The sequence below is a fragment of the Mycolicibacterium mageritense genome (assembly GCF_010727475.1).
In the GTDB taxonomy this organism is placed as follows: Bacteria; Actinomycetota; Actinomycetes; order Mycobacteriales; family Mycobacteriaceae; genus Mycobacterium; species Mycobacterium mageritense.
Map to the genome: position 1 here is coordinate 4,481,538 of NZ_AP022567.1, position 14,786 is coordinate 4,496,323.

At 67.7% G+C, this 14,786-nt stretch carries 16 protein-coding genes; 9 read left to right on the forward strand and 7 right to left on the reverse strand.

The features are described from left to right. Positions 1–27 precede the first annotated feature (27 nt). The 7 genes from G6N67_RS21510 to G6N67_RS21540 all read left to right on the forward strand — a co-directional run bounded on the left by G6N67_RS21510 (position 28) and on the right by G6N67_RS21540 (position 6,452). On the forward strand, positions 28–555 hold the full coding sequence (locus G6N67_RS21510) for a sigma-70 family RNA polymerase sigma factor (RefSeq protein WP_036429036.1): 528 nt from the start codon (positions 28–30) through the stop codon (positions 553–555). Further along, positions 552–1,286, forward strand: a complete 735-nt coding sequence (locus G6N67_RS21515; protein ID WP_036429035.1) for an anti-sigma factor family protein — start codon at positions 552–554, stop codon at positions 1,284–1,286. Before G6N67_RS21510 ends, G6N67_RS21515 begins: the two co-directional genes overlap by 4 nt. A gap of 157 nt (positions 1,287–1,443) precedes the next feature. After that, complete coding sequence (locus G6N67_RS21520) at positions 1,444–3,168, forward strand: thiamine pyrophosphate-binding protein (RefSeq protein ID WP_036429034.1); 1,725 nt, start codon at positions 1,444–1,446, stop codon at positions 3,166–3,168. Further along, positions 3,149–3,829 (forward strand): hypothetical protein, encoded by a 681-nt coding sequence (locus G6N67_RS21525; RefSeq protein WP_036429033.1) that lies wholly within the window; start codon positions 3,149–3,151, stop codon positions 3,827–3,829. The genes G6N67_RS21520 and G6N67_RS21525 overlap by 20 nt, the downstream gene beginning before the upstream one ends. Before the next feature lie 7 nt (positions 3,830–3,836). Further along, complete coding sequence (locus G6N67_RS21530; protein ID WP_036429031.1) at positions 3,837–4,865, forward strand: 3-oxoacyl-ACP synthase III family protein; 1,029 nt, start codon at positions 3,837–3,839, stop codon at positions 4,863–4,865. Further along, the gene (locus tag G6N67_RS21535; RefSeq protein WP_110798329.1) at positions 4,862–5,896 is read left to right on the forward strand and encodes a pyridoxal phosphate-dependent aminotransferase; all 1,035 of its coding nucleotides are present in this window, start codon (positions 4,862–4,864) and stop codon (positions 5,894–5,896) included. Before G6N67_RS21530 ends, G6N67_RS21535 begins: the two co-directional genes overlap by 4 nt. Positions 5,897–5,948: 52 nt before the next feature. Further along, on the forward strand, positions 5,949–6,452 hold the full coding sequence (locus tag G6N67_RS21540; RefSeq protein ID WP_036429030.1) for a MarR family winged helix-turn-helix transcriptional regulator: 504 nt from the start codon (positions 5,949–5,951) through the stop codon (positions 6,450–6,452). Between the two features lie 5 nt (positions 6,453–6,457). On the opposite strand, the gene G6N67_RS21545 is transcribed toward G6N67_RS21540, so the two are convergent. Beyond that, complete coding sequence (locus tag G6N67_RS21545) at positions 6,458–6,841, reverse strand: nitroreductase family deazaflavin-dependent oxidoreductase (protein ID WP_036429029.1); 384 nt, start codon at positions 6,839–6,841, stop codon at positions 6,458–6,460. Between the two features lie 86 nt (positions 6,842–6,927). Between G6N67_RS21545 and G6N67_RS21550 the strand changes: the two genes are divergently transcribed. Next, positions 6,928–7,515 carry a TetR/AcrR family transcriptional regulator gene (locus tag G6N67_RS21550; RefSeq protein ID WP_036429028.1) on the forward strand — a complete coding sequence of 196 codons (588 nt, stop codon included), beginning with the start codon at positions 6,928–6,930 and terminating at the stop codon, positions 7,513–7,515. Here G6N67_RS21550 and G6N67_RS21555 read toward each other — a convergent pair. Beyond that, positions 7,495–8,697 carry a GAF domain-containing sensor histidine kinase gene (locus tag G6N67_RS21555; protein ID WP_036429027.1) on the reverse strand — a complete coding sequence of 401 codons (1,203 nt, stop codon included), beginning with the start codon at positions 8,695–8,697 and terminating at the stop codon, positions 7,495–7,497. The two genes, G6N67_RS21550 and G6N67_RS21555, sit on opposite strands and share 21 nt — an antisense overlap. Beyond that, entirely contained in the window at positions 8,694–9,356 is a 663-nt protein-coding gene (locus tag G6N67_RS21560; RefSeq protein WP_036429026.1) for a response regulator, read from the reverse strand. Before G6N67_RS21560 ends, G6N67_RS21555 begins: the two co-directional genes overlap by 4 nt. 116 nt (positions 9,357–9,472) lie before the next feature. Between G6N67_RS21560 and G6N67_RS21565 the strand changes: the two genes are divergently transcribed. Then, positions 9,473–10,276 (forward strand): HAD family hydrolase, encoded by an 804-nt coding sequence (locus tag G6N67_RS21565; protein ID WP_036429025.1) that lies wholly within the window; start codon positions 9,473–9,475, stop codon positions 10,274–10,276. Here G6N67_RS21565 and mmsB read toward each other — a convergent pair. From mmsB to G6N67_RS21585, 4 genes are all read right to left on the reverse strand, one after another. Beyond that, a complete protein-coding gene (mmsB, locus tag G6N67_RS21570) occupies positions 10,265–11,137 on the reverse strand; it encodes a 3-hydroxyisobutyrate dehydrogenase (protein WP_036434381.1) in 873 nt (290 codons plus the stop codon). The two genes, G6N67_RS21565 and mmsB, sit on opposite strands and share 12 nt — an antisense overlap. Before the next feature lie 10 nt (positions 11,138–11,147). Beyond that, positions 11,148–12,308 carry an acyl-CoA dehydrogenase family protein gene (locus G6N67_RS21575; protein ID WP_036429024.1) on the reverse strand — a complete coding sequence of 387 codons (1,161 nt, stop codon included), beginning with the start codon at positions 12,306–12,308 and terminating at the stop codon, positions 11,148–11,150. 9 nt (positions 12,309–12,317) lie between these two features. Next, complete coding sequence (locus tag G6N67_RS21580) at positions 12,318–13,838, reverse strand: CoA-acylating methylmalonate-semialdehyde dehydrogenase (RefSeq protein ID WP_036429022.1); 1,521 nt, start codon at positions 13,836–13,838, stop codon at positions 12,318–12,320. A 111-nt stretch (positions 13,839–13,949) separates the two neighbouring features. Then, positions 13,950–14,774, reverse strand: coding sequence for an MOSC N-terminal beta barrel domain-containing protein (locus G6N67_RS21585; RefSeq protein WP_036429021.1), 825 nt, complete (start codon positions 14,772–14,774; stop codon positions 13,950–13,952). Positions 14,775–14,786 lie beyond the last annotated feature (12 nt).

A 14,786-nucleotide genomic window follows, 5' to 3' on the forward strand; every position in this document is an offset into this window, starting at 1 on the left:
ACGTCGTATCAAAGACGGAGGTTGGTAATGGACGATCCGGAGGCCGCGATGATGCGGGGGCTCTACGACGAGCACGCCGCTGCGCTGTGGCGCTACGCCCTTCGGCTGACGGGGGATCGAGCCCGCGCCGAAGACGTCGTACAAGAGACGCTGCTGCGCGCCTGGCGTCACCCCGAGGTCACCGCTGACGTCGATCGATCCGCCCGGGCCTGGTTATTCACCGTGGCGCGGAACATGATTATCGATGAACGTCGCAGTGCCCGGTTTCGCAGTGAGACCGGCGTCCCCGACCCCGAACAGGTGGCCGACCATCTTGGATACGCAGCCTCTCCCGACCAGGTGGACACCGCTTTGGACCGGTTGCTGCTGAGCACCGCGCTCAGCCAACTCTCCGAGGAACACCGCGCGGTGGTCCGTCGGGCGTACTACCAGGGCTGGACCACCGGACAGATTGCAGCAGATCTGCAGATACCGGAAGGAACGGTGAAATCGCGGCTGCACTACGCGGTCCGTGCGCTACGACTGAATCTGCAGGAAATGGGGGTGACACGATGACGCCGTTCGGTGTGCCCCACGGTGTCGAACCGGTGGATGGTGACCGCTACCTGACGTGGGATGCGGCCTATGTGCTGGGCTCGCTGGCGAGCAACGAGCGCCGCGAGTACGAAGCGCACCTCGAAGGTTGCGAACGCTGCCGCGCAGCGGTCGCCGAGTTGAGCGGCATGCCGGCCCTGCTGGCGCTGCTCGATCTCGACGACGTGCGCTCGATCGACGAGCAGCAACCCGATCCACCCCTGCGGCCCGAGGTTCTGCAGTCCGTGCTCGACACCGTCAGCTGGCGGCGGCGGCGCTCACGGTGGATCACCAGCGCAGCCGTCGCCGTGGCGGCCGCGGTGCTGGCCGTCGGCCTGGTGGTCGCGATCCGGCCCGAGATCTTCGGGATGCAACGCGGGACCGAACAGCAGACCGCGCAGATGCTCGAGATGACCAAGGTGTCTCAGACGCCGATCAACGCGAGCATCGCGATGAGCAGCTTCGCCTGGGGCACCCGCATCGACATGGCCTGCACCTACGGGGATTGGGGCCAGCGCGACGCCCCGCCGCAGAACCTGGGCATGGTGGTGGTCGGGCGCGACGGCAGCCGCTCGGAGATCGCGACCTGGCTCGGATTGTCCGGCGCGACCGCCCTGCCGAGCGCGAACACGCCGCTGCCGATGGACCAGATCGCCGCGGTGCAGATGGTTTCGTCTCCCGACGGGAAGGTGCTGCTCGAAAAGCAGCTCTGACGCCTCACTCGCCTCACCCGCGAGCGGGGGACTGCTCGCCGGTGTTGGCTGGGGGAATCCTGGCCGCTCGCAGGGAATTTCCCCAAATCTGCCAACCCGGTGAACCGAAGTTACCGGCCGGTCGTGTCACTGGGCAGAGGACGGGAGTAGGTGACACATGGTCAGCAGGCACAGGGTGGTCGACCACATCGTCGCGGTTCTTGCGGCGAACAAGGTCAGTCATATCTTCGGCGTCGACGGCGCCAACATCGAAGACCTTTATGACGCAGCGCATTTCCGCGACGACCTCACCGCAGTACTGGCCAAGCACGAATTCTCGGCGGCGACCATGGCCGATGGTTACAGCCGCAGCGGCGCGGGGCTCGGTGTCGTCGTCGCGACCTCGGGCGGGGGCGCGCTGAACACCGTGGCAGGGCTGGGTGAGGCCCTGGCCAGCCGGGTTCCGGTGCTCGCCTTGATCGGGCAGGCGCCGACGGTGCTCGACGGCCGGGGCTCGTTTCAGGACACCAGCGGTGAGAACGGTGCACTCGACGCCGTGGCCTTGTTCTCGGCGGTCTCGGTGTACTGCCGCCGGGTGCTCGGCGCCGACGATATCCGCGCCGCCCTGCCCGAGGCGCTGGCCGCCGCGCGACGCGGTGGGCCCGCGGTATTGCTGCTGCCCAAGGATGTTCAGCAGGCCGACGTGAGCGGCACCAACGGTTTCGGCGGCACAGACGCCGAGCCGGGCGCCCGGTTCGCCGATCTGCAGCCATTGGTGCACGCGTTGCGCAGCGCCGCCGGGCCGATCACGGTCATCGCCGGTGAGCAGGTCGCCCGTGACGATGCGCGCTGCGAACTCGAACGGCTGCGGGCGACGTTGCGGGCCCGGGTCGCGACGGTCCCCGACGCCAAGGACGTGGCGGGCACGCCAGGGTTCGGATCGTCTTCTGCGCTGGGCGTTTCGGGTGTCATGGGTCATCCCGGTGTGGCCGCCGCGATCAACCAGAGTACCCTGTGCCTGCTGGTCGGCACCCGGATGTCGGTGACGTCGCGCGCCGGGCTCGACGAGGCGTTGGGTGCGCTGCCCACCTACTCGCTGGGTAACGCCAACCCGTACGTGCCGAGCACACACGTGCACACCGACGATCTGCGCCATTCGCTGGCGACGCTCAACGAGGCCATGTCGGGCAACGGTCGGCCACACCAGGTCAGGGTTCCGGACCCGATGCCGCACAGCGAATTACAGCCGCCGCCGCACGACGGTCCCGGCATCAGGTACCGCGACGCCATGACGATCCTGGACGCCACGCTGCCCGACGGCACCGACATCGTGGTCGACGCCGGGAACATCGGCGCATCGGCCATCCACTATCTGCCGGCCCGGCGGGACGGGCGTTTCATCGTCGCGCTCGGTATGGGCGGCATGGGATGCAGCTTCGGGGCGGGCATCGGGATGACGTTCCACCGCACGCGGGAGCGGCACAGGCGCACCGTGGTGATCGCGGGTGACGGGTCGTTCTTCATGCACGGCATGGAGATTCACACCGCACTGCAGTACCGGTTGCCCATCACGTTCGTGCTGTTCGACAACCACGCGCATGCCATGTGTGTCACGCGGGAGCAACTGTTCTACGAGGATCGCTACAGCTACAACCGGTTTGGTGCGAGCCGGCTGGGCGCAGGCCTCGCGGCGATGTTCCCCGGGCTGACGGCGGTCGACGTCGACGCCATCGATCAGCTTCCGGAGGCGCTCGCGGTCGCACTCGAAGCCGACGGTCCGTCGGTGATCAGCGTCGAATGCTCACCTGATGAGATCCCGCCGTTCGCAGCATTTCTCGGCAAGACCGTACCCAACCCTTCAACTCACGAGGAGAACAGAACCCATGTCACTGCCCGCGCTTGACGACATTTCCGCCCACCGAGGCAGCACCGTCCCGATCGACGGGGTCATCCGCATCGAGACCTCACCACGGGAACAGGCCACCCCGATCATCATGGAGATGATGCGGTCGGTGTACCCGCACCACGAGGTGTTCGGCGAGTACTGCACCGTCAACGAGTACATCGACTGCCCACCCGACGAACTGTTCGACTACCTGTCGGACACCCGCTGCCTGGAGGAGTGGACCTACAGCCTGCGGGGTTTCGTGCCCACCGACGAACCGGGACTGTGGCTCGCGCACGACCGGCTGGGCGCAGGCCCGAACGGTCCGGGCAGCGAGATCTACACCCGCACCGTCGCGCACCGCGATGCGCTGACCGTGGACTACCACTGCGCATGGGACCAGGGCAAACACCTGTGGATGATCTACCTGATGCGCATCGTCGACGCCCAGGTGGTGTTCGACAAGCCCGGATCCGTTGTGCTGTGGACGAATTGCCATCACCCGTTCTACGACCACAATCCGTACCCGGAAACCGCGCCGCCCGGGCGCCCGGTGTGGGTCGGCGACTTCTGGGACATGTTCGGCCCGGGCCACCTGCTGGAACTGCGCAACCTCAAGGCCATCGCCGAATACCGGCACCGCAACGGCCTGCCCGTCACCCCGCTCTGGATGAAATGAGATCCGCATGAACGACGAAACCAACACCGTCAGCCTGATCGATGTGTCGACGTACCTGCCCGGTGACCCGGTCAGCTCTGATTACTACCTGCAGTTCGCCGATTCCGACGATCTGCGCGACAACCTGATGTTCCGCGCGCCGCGGTTCCGCCACCATGTGGGCCCCGACGAGACCGCGGTCGACATGGTCGAGCGGGCGGCGGCCGGCCTCGTCGAGCGGCACGGTCAGGACGTCGTCGCCGATGCCGACGTGTTGATCACGCACACCCAGCTGCCCGACATGCCGTTCTACGGCGGGGGCGGCGCCATGGCGCATCGCCTTGGCATGAAACCGAACTGGGTGATCGACCTGCACAACGGCGGCTGTGCGGCCTTCGTGCTCGGACTCAAACTCGCCCGCAACCTGCTGGCAGCCGGTGAGGGCCGCACCGCGCTCATCGCGGTCGCCCAGAACGCCGCGGGCCAGATCTTCGACCAGGAGACCGTGCGACGCAAGGCCCAAGCCGCGGTGCCGGGTGACGGTGCCGCTGTCGGACTCGTGACGCGGTCGGCCGAGTCGCCGATCCTCGACGTCGAATGCCGCACGTACGGCGAATACGCCGGCGACATGACCATCTCGGTCGACCCGCCCCGCAAGTGGTGGCAGGCCGGGCCGGGGGAGGGCTGCATCGGTTTCACCGAAAGCAAGATCACCAAGGTGCTGGCCCGGGGCAACCGGCAGGTGCCCGAGGTGTCGTATGCGGTGTGCGACCGAATCGGGTTGGCGCCCAAGGACGTCGACCTGCTGGTGACCAACCAGCCGAACCGGGTTTTCCTGCGGAACTGGCGGGACGCGCTGGAACTTCCGAAGACCCGGCACGTCGACACGTTCGACGACTGCGGCAACCTGTTCGCCGCAGGCATCCCGGTCAACCTGGACCGGGCGATCACGGCAGGCAAGCTCAAGACCGGCGACACGGTGCTGATGGCCGCGTTCGCGCATGCCGGTGACTTCGCCGGCGCCGCGGCGCTGCGCTGGGGCGGACGCGTCCGGTGACCGGGTTGCGGCCCGCGCTGCTCGACGCGGTCGGCGCGCTGCCCGAGGCGGTGAACCCGTTTGCGCTCTCGCTCAACGAGTGTCCGTTCCCGCCGTTGCCCGCGGTGCGGTCGGCGATGGTCACGTCGATCGACGCCGCCAACCGCTACCCCGAGTTCCTGCCGCAGCGGTTGCGGTCGTTGATCGCGTCACGCGTCGGCGTGGGCGAGGAGCAGGTGGTGATCGGGGTGGGTGCAACCGGCGCCATCATGCAGGTGCTGCACGCGGTGACCAGTCCCGGTGACACCATCGTGATGTCGGCACCGACGTTCGACGGATATCCGATCTTCGCGCAGATGGCCCGGTTGCGTTCGGTCACAGTGCCCCTCGATGTGCATGGCCATCACGACCTCGATGCCATGGCCGACGCCGCGGCCCGGGCCAGGGTGGTGGTCGTGTGCCGGCCGCACAACCCGACCGGAACCATCGAGACCGCTGCGGACATCGAACGATTCCTGACCAGAGTTCCCGAGGACACTGTGGTACTGCTCGACGAGGCCTATGTCGAATTCCTCGCGCCCGAGCACCGCATCGACGCTCCGAGCCTGGTGGACCGGTTCGGCAATGTCGTGGTGGTGCGCACGTTTTCGAAGGCCTACGGGCTGGCCGGGTTGCGGATCGGATATGGCTTCTGCGCAGCCGAACTCGGGCGCAGCCTGTGGCGCATGCAGCTGCCGTTCGGGATCGGGCTCACCGCACTGGTCGCCGTTGCGGCGTCCTACGATTCGGAAAGCCAGCTGCGCCAGCGGATCCGGGTGATCGCGGCCGAGCGTCGATTCCTGCGGACGCGGCTGCGCGCCAAGGGGATCTACAGCACCGACGGGCACGCCAACTTCGTGTATCTGCCCGCGGCGTCGACACCGTGGCGGAACGTGTTCGACGACACCGGGCTACAGGTCCGGCACTACGCCGACGGCGGAGTGCGGATCACCGTGGGCTCCAGGTCATCGACCCGCGCGGTGCTGCGTGCGGTGACGGCTGCGCTGGACTGACGAATCTGCGCAGGCTTTGGCGGCACCCGCAGCTGATGGGGTAAGAAGAGGAGTGCCCTCCGGACCCGACAAGCGTGACCCCATCGCGTTGGCCCGCGCCAACTGGGAGGCGTCGGGCTGGGGTGATGTCGCCGACGGCATGGTCGCGGTGACGTCGGTGATGCGGGCACACCAGATCCTGCTGGCGCGGGTCGAGAGCGCGCTGCGGCCCTACGATCTGAGCTTCTCGCGCTACGAGCTGTTGCGACTGCTGGCGTTCACCCGGACCGGCGCATTGCCCATCACCAAGGCGTCGGACCGGCTACAGGTGCACGTCACGAGTGTCACGCACGCCATCCGGCGGCTGGAGGCCGGCGGTCTGGTCGAACGGACGCCGCATCCGACCGACGGACGCACCACGTTGGTCTGGATCACCGACCTCGGGCGGTCCACGGTGGAGGACGCCACCGCGACGCTCAACAAGGAAGTGTTCGCCGACATCGGGATGTCCGACGAGCAGTCGCGTGCGCTTGCGGCCTCGATCGAGACGTTGCGCAGGCATTCCGGCGATTTCTGACCGGCTCAGCGCGCTACTTCGAGGCTCAGGAATTCGGGTGCCTTGATCACGTACCGCAGCATGAACCGGATGAACGCGGGCATGTCGGCGGCACTGTCATCGCGGTAGACCTCGGGGTTGGTCAGCCGGTAGTGGTGCCGCCGCGTCTCGAGTTCACATCCGCCCGCCGTGAGCACATTGCGCACCCAGTCGGCTTGCGGGCCGTAGGTCAGGGCGATCACGTAGCCGTTGTGCCTGCGGAAAGCCCACAGCGGGGTCCGGAAGGTGCGACCCGACTTGCGGCCGCGGTGGATCACGACGGCCCATCCCGGGGCCCATGGGGCGATGAAACGGGTGAGCCGGTTGAGGCCGATCTTGTTGGCGCGGGCAACCCATCGTGGAGCGGGCATCGCAGAAACTCCTCAAGTGTGGAATTAATGAGACGAGCGTAGCGCTGCCACGATCGGGAAGTCAACGACTGTAGAATTTCGGGACCATGGCTCCCCTTGGACGACGGCCGGGACCGACCGCCACCCGTGACGTGCTGGTGACGGCCGCCCGGACGTTGTTCGCCGAGAAGGGTTACGACAGGACGTCGGTGCGTGATATCGCCGCGGCCGCCCGTGTCGACCCGGCGATGATCCGGCATTACTTCGGCGGCAAGGCCAACCTGTTCCGCGCGACCGTGGGATGGCCGTTCGAGCCCGAACAGTTGCGCGACCGAATCGTGGGCGACGATGCCTGCGGCCTGGCCGACCGGTTGACGCGCGTGTTCTTCGAGGCGTGGGAGAACCCCGAAACCCGCACGCCGTTGTTGGCGATCCTGCGCGGAGCGGCCACGCACGATGATTCCGCGGCATTGGTGCGCCAGTTCATCGAGCACCGGCTCTACCCGCAGATCGCGGACCAGCTGGGCGGCCCTGACGCCGAGTTGCGCGTGGATCTCGCGATGGCCCAGCTGTTGGGCATCGCCTACCTACGCCATGTGCTGCGGATCGAACCGCTCGCTTCTCAGTCGACCGAAGAGCTCATCGCCCACGCCATTCCCGTCGTGCGGATCCACCTACTCGATGATCGCGGGTAACGGGATGGTCGCGGTGACCGCGGTGCCCGATCCGGGCCGCGACCGGATGTTGAGCCGCCCACCCACGATCTCGGCGCGCTCGGCCATCGACAGCAGCCCGTAGCCACCCATCTCGTCGCTGCCCAGCGGGTGCTCGAACGTGTCGAAACCTTTTCCGTCGTCCACGATTTCGAGCCGGGCCACGTTGTCGTCGACCGCGAACGTGAGCCGCGCCCGGCCGGCCTCGGCGTGTTTGACGACGTTCTGCAGGCACTCCTGGGCGATCCGATAGAGCGCGAGCTCGATGTGGTCGGGCACCCGGGTCTCGGCCAGTTCGACGTCCAGATCGATGCCGGGGATGGACCGGGCCAGGCTCGCGAGACCGCCCGCCAGGCCGAGGTCGTCGAGCACCGGCGGTCGCAGCCCGCTGATCGCGGCACGGGCCTCCTGTAACGTCAGATCGGCCAATTCCCTTGCCTTGTCCAGCTGTTCGGCGACGGCACGCGGGTCGTCCACCGCCCGCGCGGCAGCGTCCAGCCGGTACGACAACGTCACGAGCCGTTGCGAGATGCCGTCGTGGATGTCACCGGCCAGTCGGCGGCGTTCGATCTCCTGGGCCTCGATGACTTGCTCGACGAAATTCTCGTGCGCCCGTTCGCGCGCGACCAGCTGCCGGTGCAGCCGGGCCTGGTGCAGTGCACCGGCGATGAGGCGGCCGATCACGACCAGCAGTTCGACATCCCGCGCGGTGAACTCGCGGCGGTTGACGGTGTGCACGTTGAGCACGCCCACCAGCCCGCCCGGATCGGTCTGCATCGGGACGGACACCATCGACGTGAAATCCCGCCCGCGCAGCGACTCGAACGGCATGTACCGCGGGTCGGCTTCTTTGTCGTGACTGATCACCACCGGTTCGCGGTGGCTGGCCACCCATCCCGAGATGCCCTGGCCCAGCGGCAGCCGGATCTTGCCGACCTCGGCGTCGAACGGCGGTGTCGCGCCCGCGAGGGTCAGCGCGCGTTCGGAGTCGTCGAGCACGTGCACGAAGCACACGTCGGTCGCGGTGGCGTCGGTGATCATGCGTGCGGCCGCGGCCGCCAGCGGCTCGACCCCGGGCCCGCTGGACGTGGCCTGGATGAGCTCCCGTAGCAGCGCCAGCTCGCGGTCGGTGGTCAGGATGGTGGGGTCGAGATCGCCGGTCATTGATAGATGCCTTCTCGCAGCGCCGTGGCGACCGCGCCGGCGCGATCGCTGACCCCGAGCTTGCGGTAGATGGACCGCAGATGAGTTTTCACGGTTTCCTCGCCGATCACGAGCTTGGTCGCGATGCCCCGGTTGGACAGTCCGGCTACGACGAAGGACAGGATCTCGCTCTCGCGCTGGGTCAGGCCCTGGCGGACGCCGGGCCAGAACTCGTCGCGCTGCAGGCGCGCGGCGGTGTCGGCGGCCCGGGCGGCCATACCGGGGTCGATCGCGGTCGCGCCGCCGTGCGCGAACTCGATCTGACGCACCAACTCGTCGCTGCTGATGCTCTTGAGCAGATAACCCGCCGCACCGACCCGTAGCGCCTGGAACAGGTACTGCTCGTCGTCGTACACCGAGAGCATTACGACCTTGCGTTCCGGGTCGCGCTCCCGCAGGTCGCGGCACAGGTCCAGGCCGCTGGAGCCCTGCATGCGCACGTCGCACAGCACGATGTCGGGATCCAGTTCGGCCACCACGCTCAGTGCGCGTTCGGCGCCGACGGCCTGGCCGACGACCAGTACCCGGTCGTCGAATGCAGCGAGCATGGCCTTGAGACCCTCGATGACCATTTCGTGGTCATCGACCAGCACAAGGCGCACTGGGCTGGAGGGCGCCATGGCATCACCTTATGTGTGACGCACGGGTGTGAGGAGCAGAGCCGGGCAGAAGTTGGCCGGCCCAATCCCCCTTTTGGGGGACGCGCAGCCGGTGTGACGGGGGCCACTCTGATCAGGTGCCCTCACCACAGGAAAAAACATGGCGTGCCGGTCGGTTCTGGTGGGACTGTCCCCAGCTCGGCGATTCCGGTGCATATCCGCTGCGTGCGGTGATCTTCGACCTCGACGCGCTGTCCGATCTCGACCTCGACGGGCATCGTGTCGTGTTCAACGCCGCCTTCGCCGCCCACGGCCTGGGCATCCAGTGGAGTGTCGGGCGGTATCGGCAGCTGCTGGCACTGCACGACGAACGCCAACGCGTCACCGCTGAGCTGCGCAAACGCTGCGTCGGCACGGAGTGCGACGTGCTCACAGAGTTGCTCGCCGACGAGATCTGCGCAACCAAGGAGCAGATGTTCGACGAGATGATCCTCGACGCCGGGTTGGCGCCGCGGTCGGGCCTGGTGGATCTGGTGATGGACGCGTTCGCCGCGGACATCCCGGTGGGTGTGGTCTCGAGCGGGCGCCGCGCGTGGGTCGAGCCCTTGGTGCGCCAACTGGTCGGTGAGGGGCTGGTGGAACGCATCGTCACGGGTGACGACGTCGGTGACGGCGCCGAGGCCTACCGGCACGCGCTGTGGGAGCTCGGGGTGGCGCCGCACGACGCGCTCGGCGTCGCGGGCTCCGCCGCCGGCTTGCGTAAGGCCAACGCGGCCGGGCTGGCCACCGTGCTCATCGACCCGGACGGCGTGGCGGGCGGCGGTGCCGCCGCGGCCGCGGTACGGGCCGACTATTCAGGCGCCGACGAGGCGCTGCGGCTCGCGACGTGCCAGCGGCTGCACGCCCAGTGGTGGGCACAGCACAGCCCGTCAGCCGCGTAGCGTCTCGATCACCGCGCTGAAGTCCTTGTCGGCATGGTCGACGGCGAACTTGGCGTAGATCTCGGCGGCGTGGCTGCCCAGCGGGGCCGTGGCACCCGTCGAGGACACGGCATCCATCGCGAGTCCGAGATCCTTGTTCATCAGCGCCGTGGCGAACCCGGGCGTGAAGTCGTTGTTGGCCGGTGACGTCGGAACCGGGCCGGGCACGGGGCAGTTCGTGTGCACGGCCCAGCAGTTTCCGGTGGCTCCCGTGATGACGTCGTAGAGCGATTGGGCCGCCAGACCGAGCTTCTCGGCCAGCACGAATGCCTCGCCGACGGCGATCTGCTGCACCGCGAGCACCATGTTGTTGCACAGCTTGGCCGCCTGGCCGGTGCCGGACGCGCCACAATGAATGATCTTGCCCGCCAACGGTTCCAACACCGGGCGGGCGCGCTCGACGGCCGCGTCCTCACCGCCGACCATGAACGCCAGCGTGCCGGCGGTCGCGCCCTTGACCCCGCCGGACACGGGTGCGTCGAGTTGGGCATGGCCGCGCTCGACCGCCTGCGCATGGATCTCCCGAGCATCGGCGACCGAGATGGTCGACGTGTCGATGAACAGCGTGTTCTGCGGTGCGGCAGCCAGCACCTCGGCGTACACGGCCTTCACGATGTCGCCGTTGGGAAGCGACGTGATGAGCACGTCGGCTTCCGCGGCGGCCTGTGCGCCGCTGGAGAACACCTGCGCGCCCTTCGCCTCGGCGGCCTCCCTGAAGGCGACGACCGGGTCGAAGCCGCGCACGGTGTGGCCAGCCGCGACCAGGTTCGCGGCCATCGGCCCGCCCATGTGGCCCAGGCCCAGGAAAGCAATTGTGGTCACGTGCAACTCCCTATGCGGATGCGCGGGCACGGCTCGCTTCGGAGCGACCGATCACGACGCGCATGATTTCGTTGGTTCCTTCAAGGATGCGGTGCACCCGCAGATCTCGGACGATTTTCTCCAGGCCGTACTCACGCAGGTAGCCGTAGCCGCCGTGCAGTTGCAACGCCTGATCGGCGACATCGAAGCAGGTGTCGGTGACGTACCGTTTGGCCATCGCGCACAGCGTGACCTTGTCGGGGTGATTGTTGTCGAGTGCGCTCGCCGCCCGCCACAACATGTTTCGCGACGTCTCCAGTCCGGTCGCCATGTCGGCCAGGGTGAAGCGGATGGTCGGCTCGTCGAGCAGCGCACCGCCGAACGCCTGGCGGTCGGCCAGGTAGCCGACCGCCTTGTCGTATGCGGTCTGCGCGCCACCCAGCGAGCACGCGGCGATGTTGATGCGCCCACCGTTGAGCCCGTTCATCGCGATGCCGAAGCCCGTGCCCTCGGTGCCGCCCAGCAGCGCATCGGCAGGCACCCGCACGCCCTCCAAGATCACCTGCGCGGTGGGCTGGGCGTTCCAGCCCATCTTCTGCTCTTGGGTGCCGAAACTGAGCCCCGGCGTGTCCTTTTCGACCACGAAGGCCGAGATTCCGCGTGGCCCTTCGGCTCCGGTGCGGGCCATCACGACGTACACGTCCGAGCTGCCCGCCCCGGAGATGAATTGCTTGACCCCGTCGAGCACCCAGTCGTCGCCGTCGCGAACGGCCTTGGTGCGCAGCGCTGCCGCGTCCGAGCCCGCGCCGGGCTCGGTCAGACAGTAGCTCGCGATCGCATCCATCGACGCGAGCCGCGGCACCCAGGTCTTGCGCTGTTCGTCGGTGCCGAAGCTGTCCACCATCCACGCGCACATGTTGTGGATGGACAGGAACGCCGCGAGCGTCGGGTCGGCAGCGGCCAGTGCGGTGAAGATGCGGACCGCGTCCAGGCGGCACAGCCCGCTCCCGCCGGTGTCCTCACCGCAGTAGATGGCCGCCATGCCCAGTTCGGCCGCCTCACGCAATACGTCGGTGGGGAAGTGGTGGCTTTCGTCCCACTCCAAAGCGTATGGCGCGATGCGCTTTTCGGCGAACGCGGCCGCCGTCTCGGCGATCACCCGCTCGTCGTCGGTCAAATCGTGCAGATCCACGTCAGCCAACTACTTCATGGTCGGGATGACGAACTCGGCGCCATCCTTGATGCCCGACGGCCAGCGCTGGGTCACGGTCTTCGTCTTGGTGTAGAACATGATCGACGCGGGGCCGTGCTGGTTGAGATCGCCGAAGCCGGACCGCTTCCAGCCGCCGAACGTGTGGTAGGCGACCGGGACCGGGATCGGCACGTTGACACCGACCATGCCGACCTGCACGCGCGACACGAAATCGCGAGCTGCGTCACCGTCGCGCGTGAAGATCGCGACGCCGTTGCCGTATTCGTGTTCGGACGGCAGTCGCAGGGCTTCGTCGTAATCATGGGCCCGCACGATGCACAGCACCGGCCCGAAGATCTCATCGGTGTAGATCGACATGTCCGTCGTGACGTGGTCGAACAGCGTGGGCCCGATGAAGTAGCCCTTGGAAAGGTCGGCGTCACCGAAAGCCAGTTCGTCACTGGCACGTTCGCGGCCGTCGACCACCAACTCGGCGCCGGCCTCGACGCCCTGGGCGATGTAGTCCTTGACACGCGCCAGTGCGGCCTCGGTGACCAGTGGGCCGTAGTCGGCCTTGGGGTCGAGGCTGTGGCCGACGCGAAGCTGGTTGATCCGCTCGACGAGGCGGGCGCGCAGGCGGTTCGCGGTCTCTTCACCGACCGGCACCGCGACGCTGATCGCCATGCAGCGTTCGCCCGCACTGCCGTAGCCCGCGCCGATCAGCGCGTCGACGGCCTGGTCGAGGTCGGCGTCGGGCATGACGATCATGTGGTTCTTCGCCCCGCCGAAGCACTGCGAACGCTTGCCGTTGGCGGCCGCGGTCGAGTAGATGTACTGCGCGATGTCGGAGCTGCCGACGAAGCCGACGGCCTGGACGGTCGGGTGGTGCAGGATCGCGTCGACGGCTTCCTTGTCGCCCTGGACCACCTGGAAGACCCCGGCGGGCAGGCCGGCCTCGATGAACAGTTCGGCCAGCCGCAGCGGCACCGAGGGATCCCGCTCGGAAGGCTTGAGGATGAACGCATTTCCGCACGCCAGTGCGGGGCCGGCCTTCCAGAGCGGGATCATCGCCGGGAAGTTGAACGGCGTGATGCCCGCGACCACGCCAAGGGGCTGGCGCAGTGAGTACACGTCGATGCCGGTGCCCGCCCCCTCGGTGTGTTCACCCTTGAGCAGATGCGGGATGCCGATCGCGAATTCGATGACCTCGATGCCGCGCTGGATGTCGCCCAGCGAGTCGGCGACGGTCTTGCCGTGTTCCATGGAGAGCAGCTGTGCGAGTTCATCGGCGTTCTGGTTCACCAGTTCGATGAAGCGCATGAGGATCCGGGCCCGGCGCTGCGGGTTGTAGGCGGCCCATTCCTTCTGGGCCTCGGCGGCACCGGCGACGGCGGTGTCGACGTCTGCTGCCGAAGCCAGCAGCACCTGTGCCTGGACCTCGCCGGTGCTCGGGTTGAGCACGTCGGCCGTCCGGGTGGATCCGGCGTTGGTGCGCTGTCCGTTGATGAAATGCGGAATCTGTGTGGTCATGGCGTCCGTCCAAGAGATAGGTGCGCGGTCAAGCGGCTCGGGGAACACCCGAGATACTTGCATATCCTAGTAATTGGCCGGACCGGTTGGCAAGGCCTCTGGAGATCTGCGTCAGCCGAGCGCGATCAGGTCGTCGGTCGCGATCGTGCCTCCGGTGAGAACTTCGAGGTAGGTGCCCGCGCAGGGCAGGGGTCCGAGGCCGAAAGTGTCGACCCGGTTCTCGGCCGCCGGTGTGCGCAAAGCGTGCGGAGCCCGCGGCAGCGATCCGTGCTCCAGGGTCGGGATGACGCAGCGGGGCGTGGCGCCCATGGCGCGCAATCTGGTTCCGCCCACCGTGAGAACGTGGTCGGTCCACGAGTTCTCGGCGTAGGCGGGATAGCCGGGCGGCGTGGCGATCACGATGTTGGGGCGATAGCGCGCTGCCTCCACGCCGATGCGCTCCAGGGTGGCGGTGGTGATCGCGTGCAAGGGGGCGAGGTCGACGAACGAATCACCGGGCGTGGCCATGGCCAACTCGAGCAGCGGAGCCTCGACCTCTGCCTCGACTCCCCGTTCGAGCACCTGTTGTGGGTCGGCCCGCTCGATCGACGCGCCGGCCGGTCTGCTGTCGATCAGCCGGACCTGGCGCCCGGCGAACTCCGACAGCACATCGTCGATGTCATCGTCGTCGGAAGACGTGGTGGTGCCATCCGGCAGCGCGATGTGGATGCCTACCGAGTCCAGGCTCGCGGTGCACCGCAAGAGGTCACGCCACAGCCGCGCCTGTTTCGCGCTGGCAACCCGGCCGGTGGACCCGTCGAGCAGGGCCAACCTACGGTCGCCCTCGGCGCCGCGAGCGTCCACGAGCAGCGCGTCCACGCGCTCGCCGAGCATCGACTTCACCGGATAGCGGTACAGACTCTCGACCCGTAGCTGCTCAACTTCGTTGGAACCCATGGCTCGAAGATA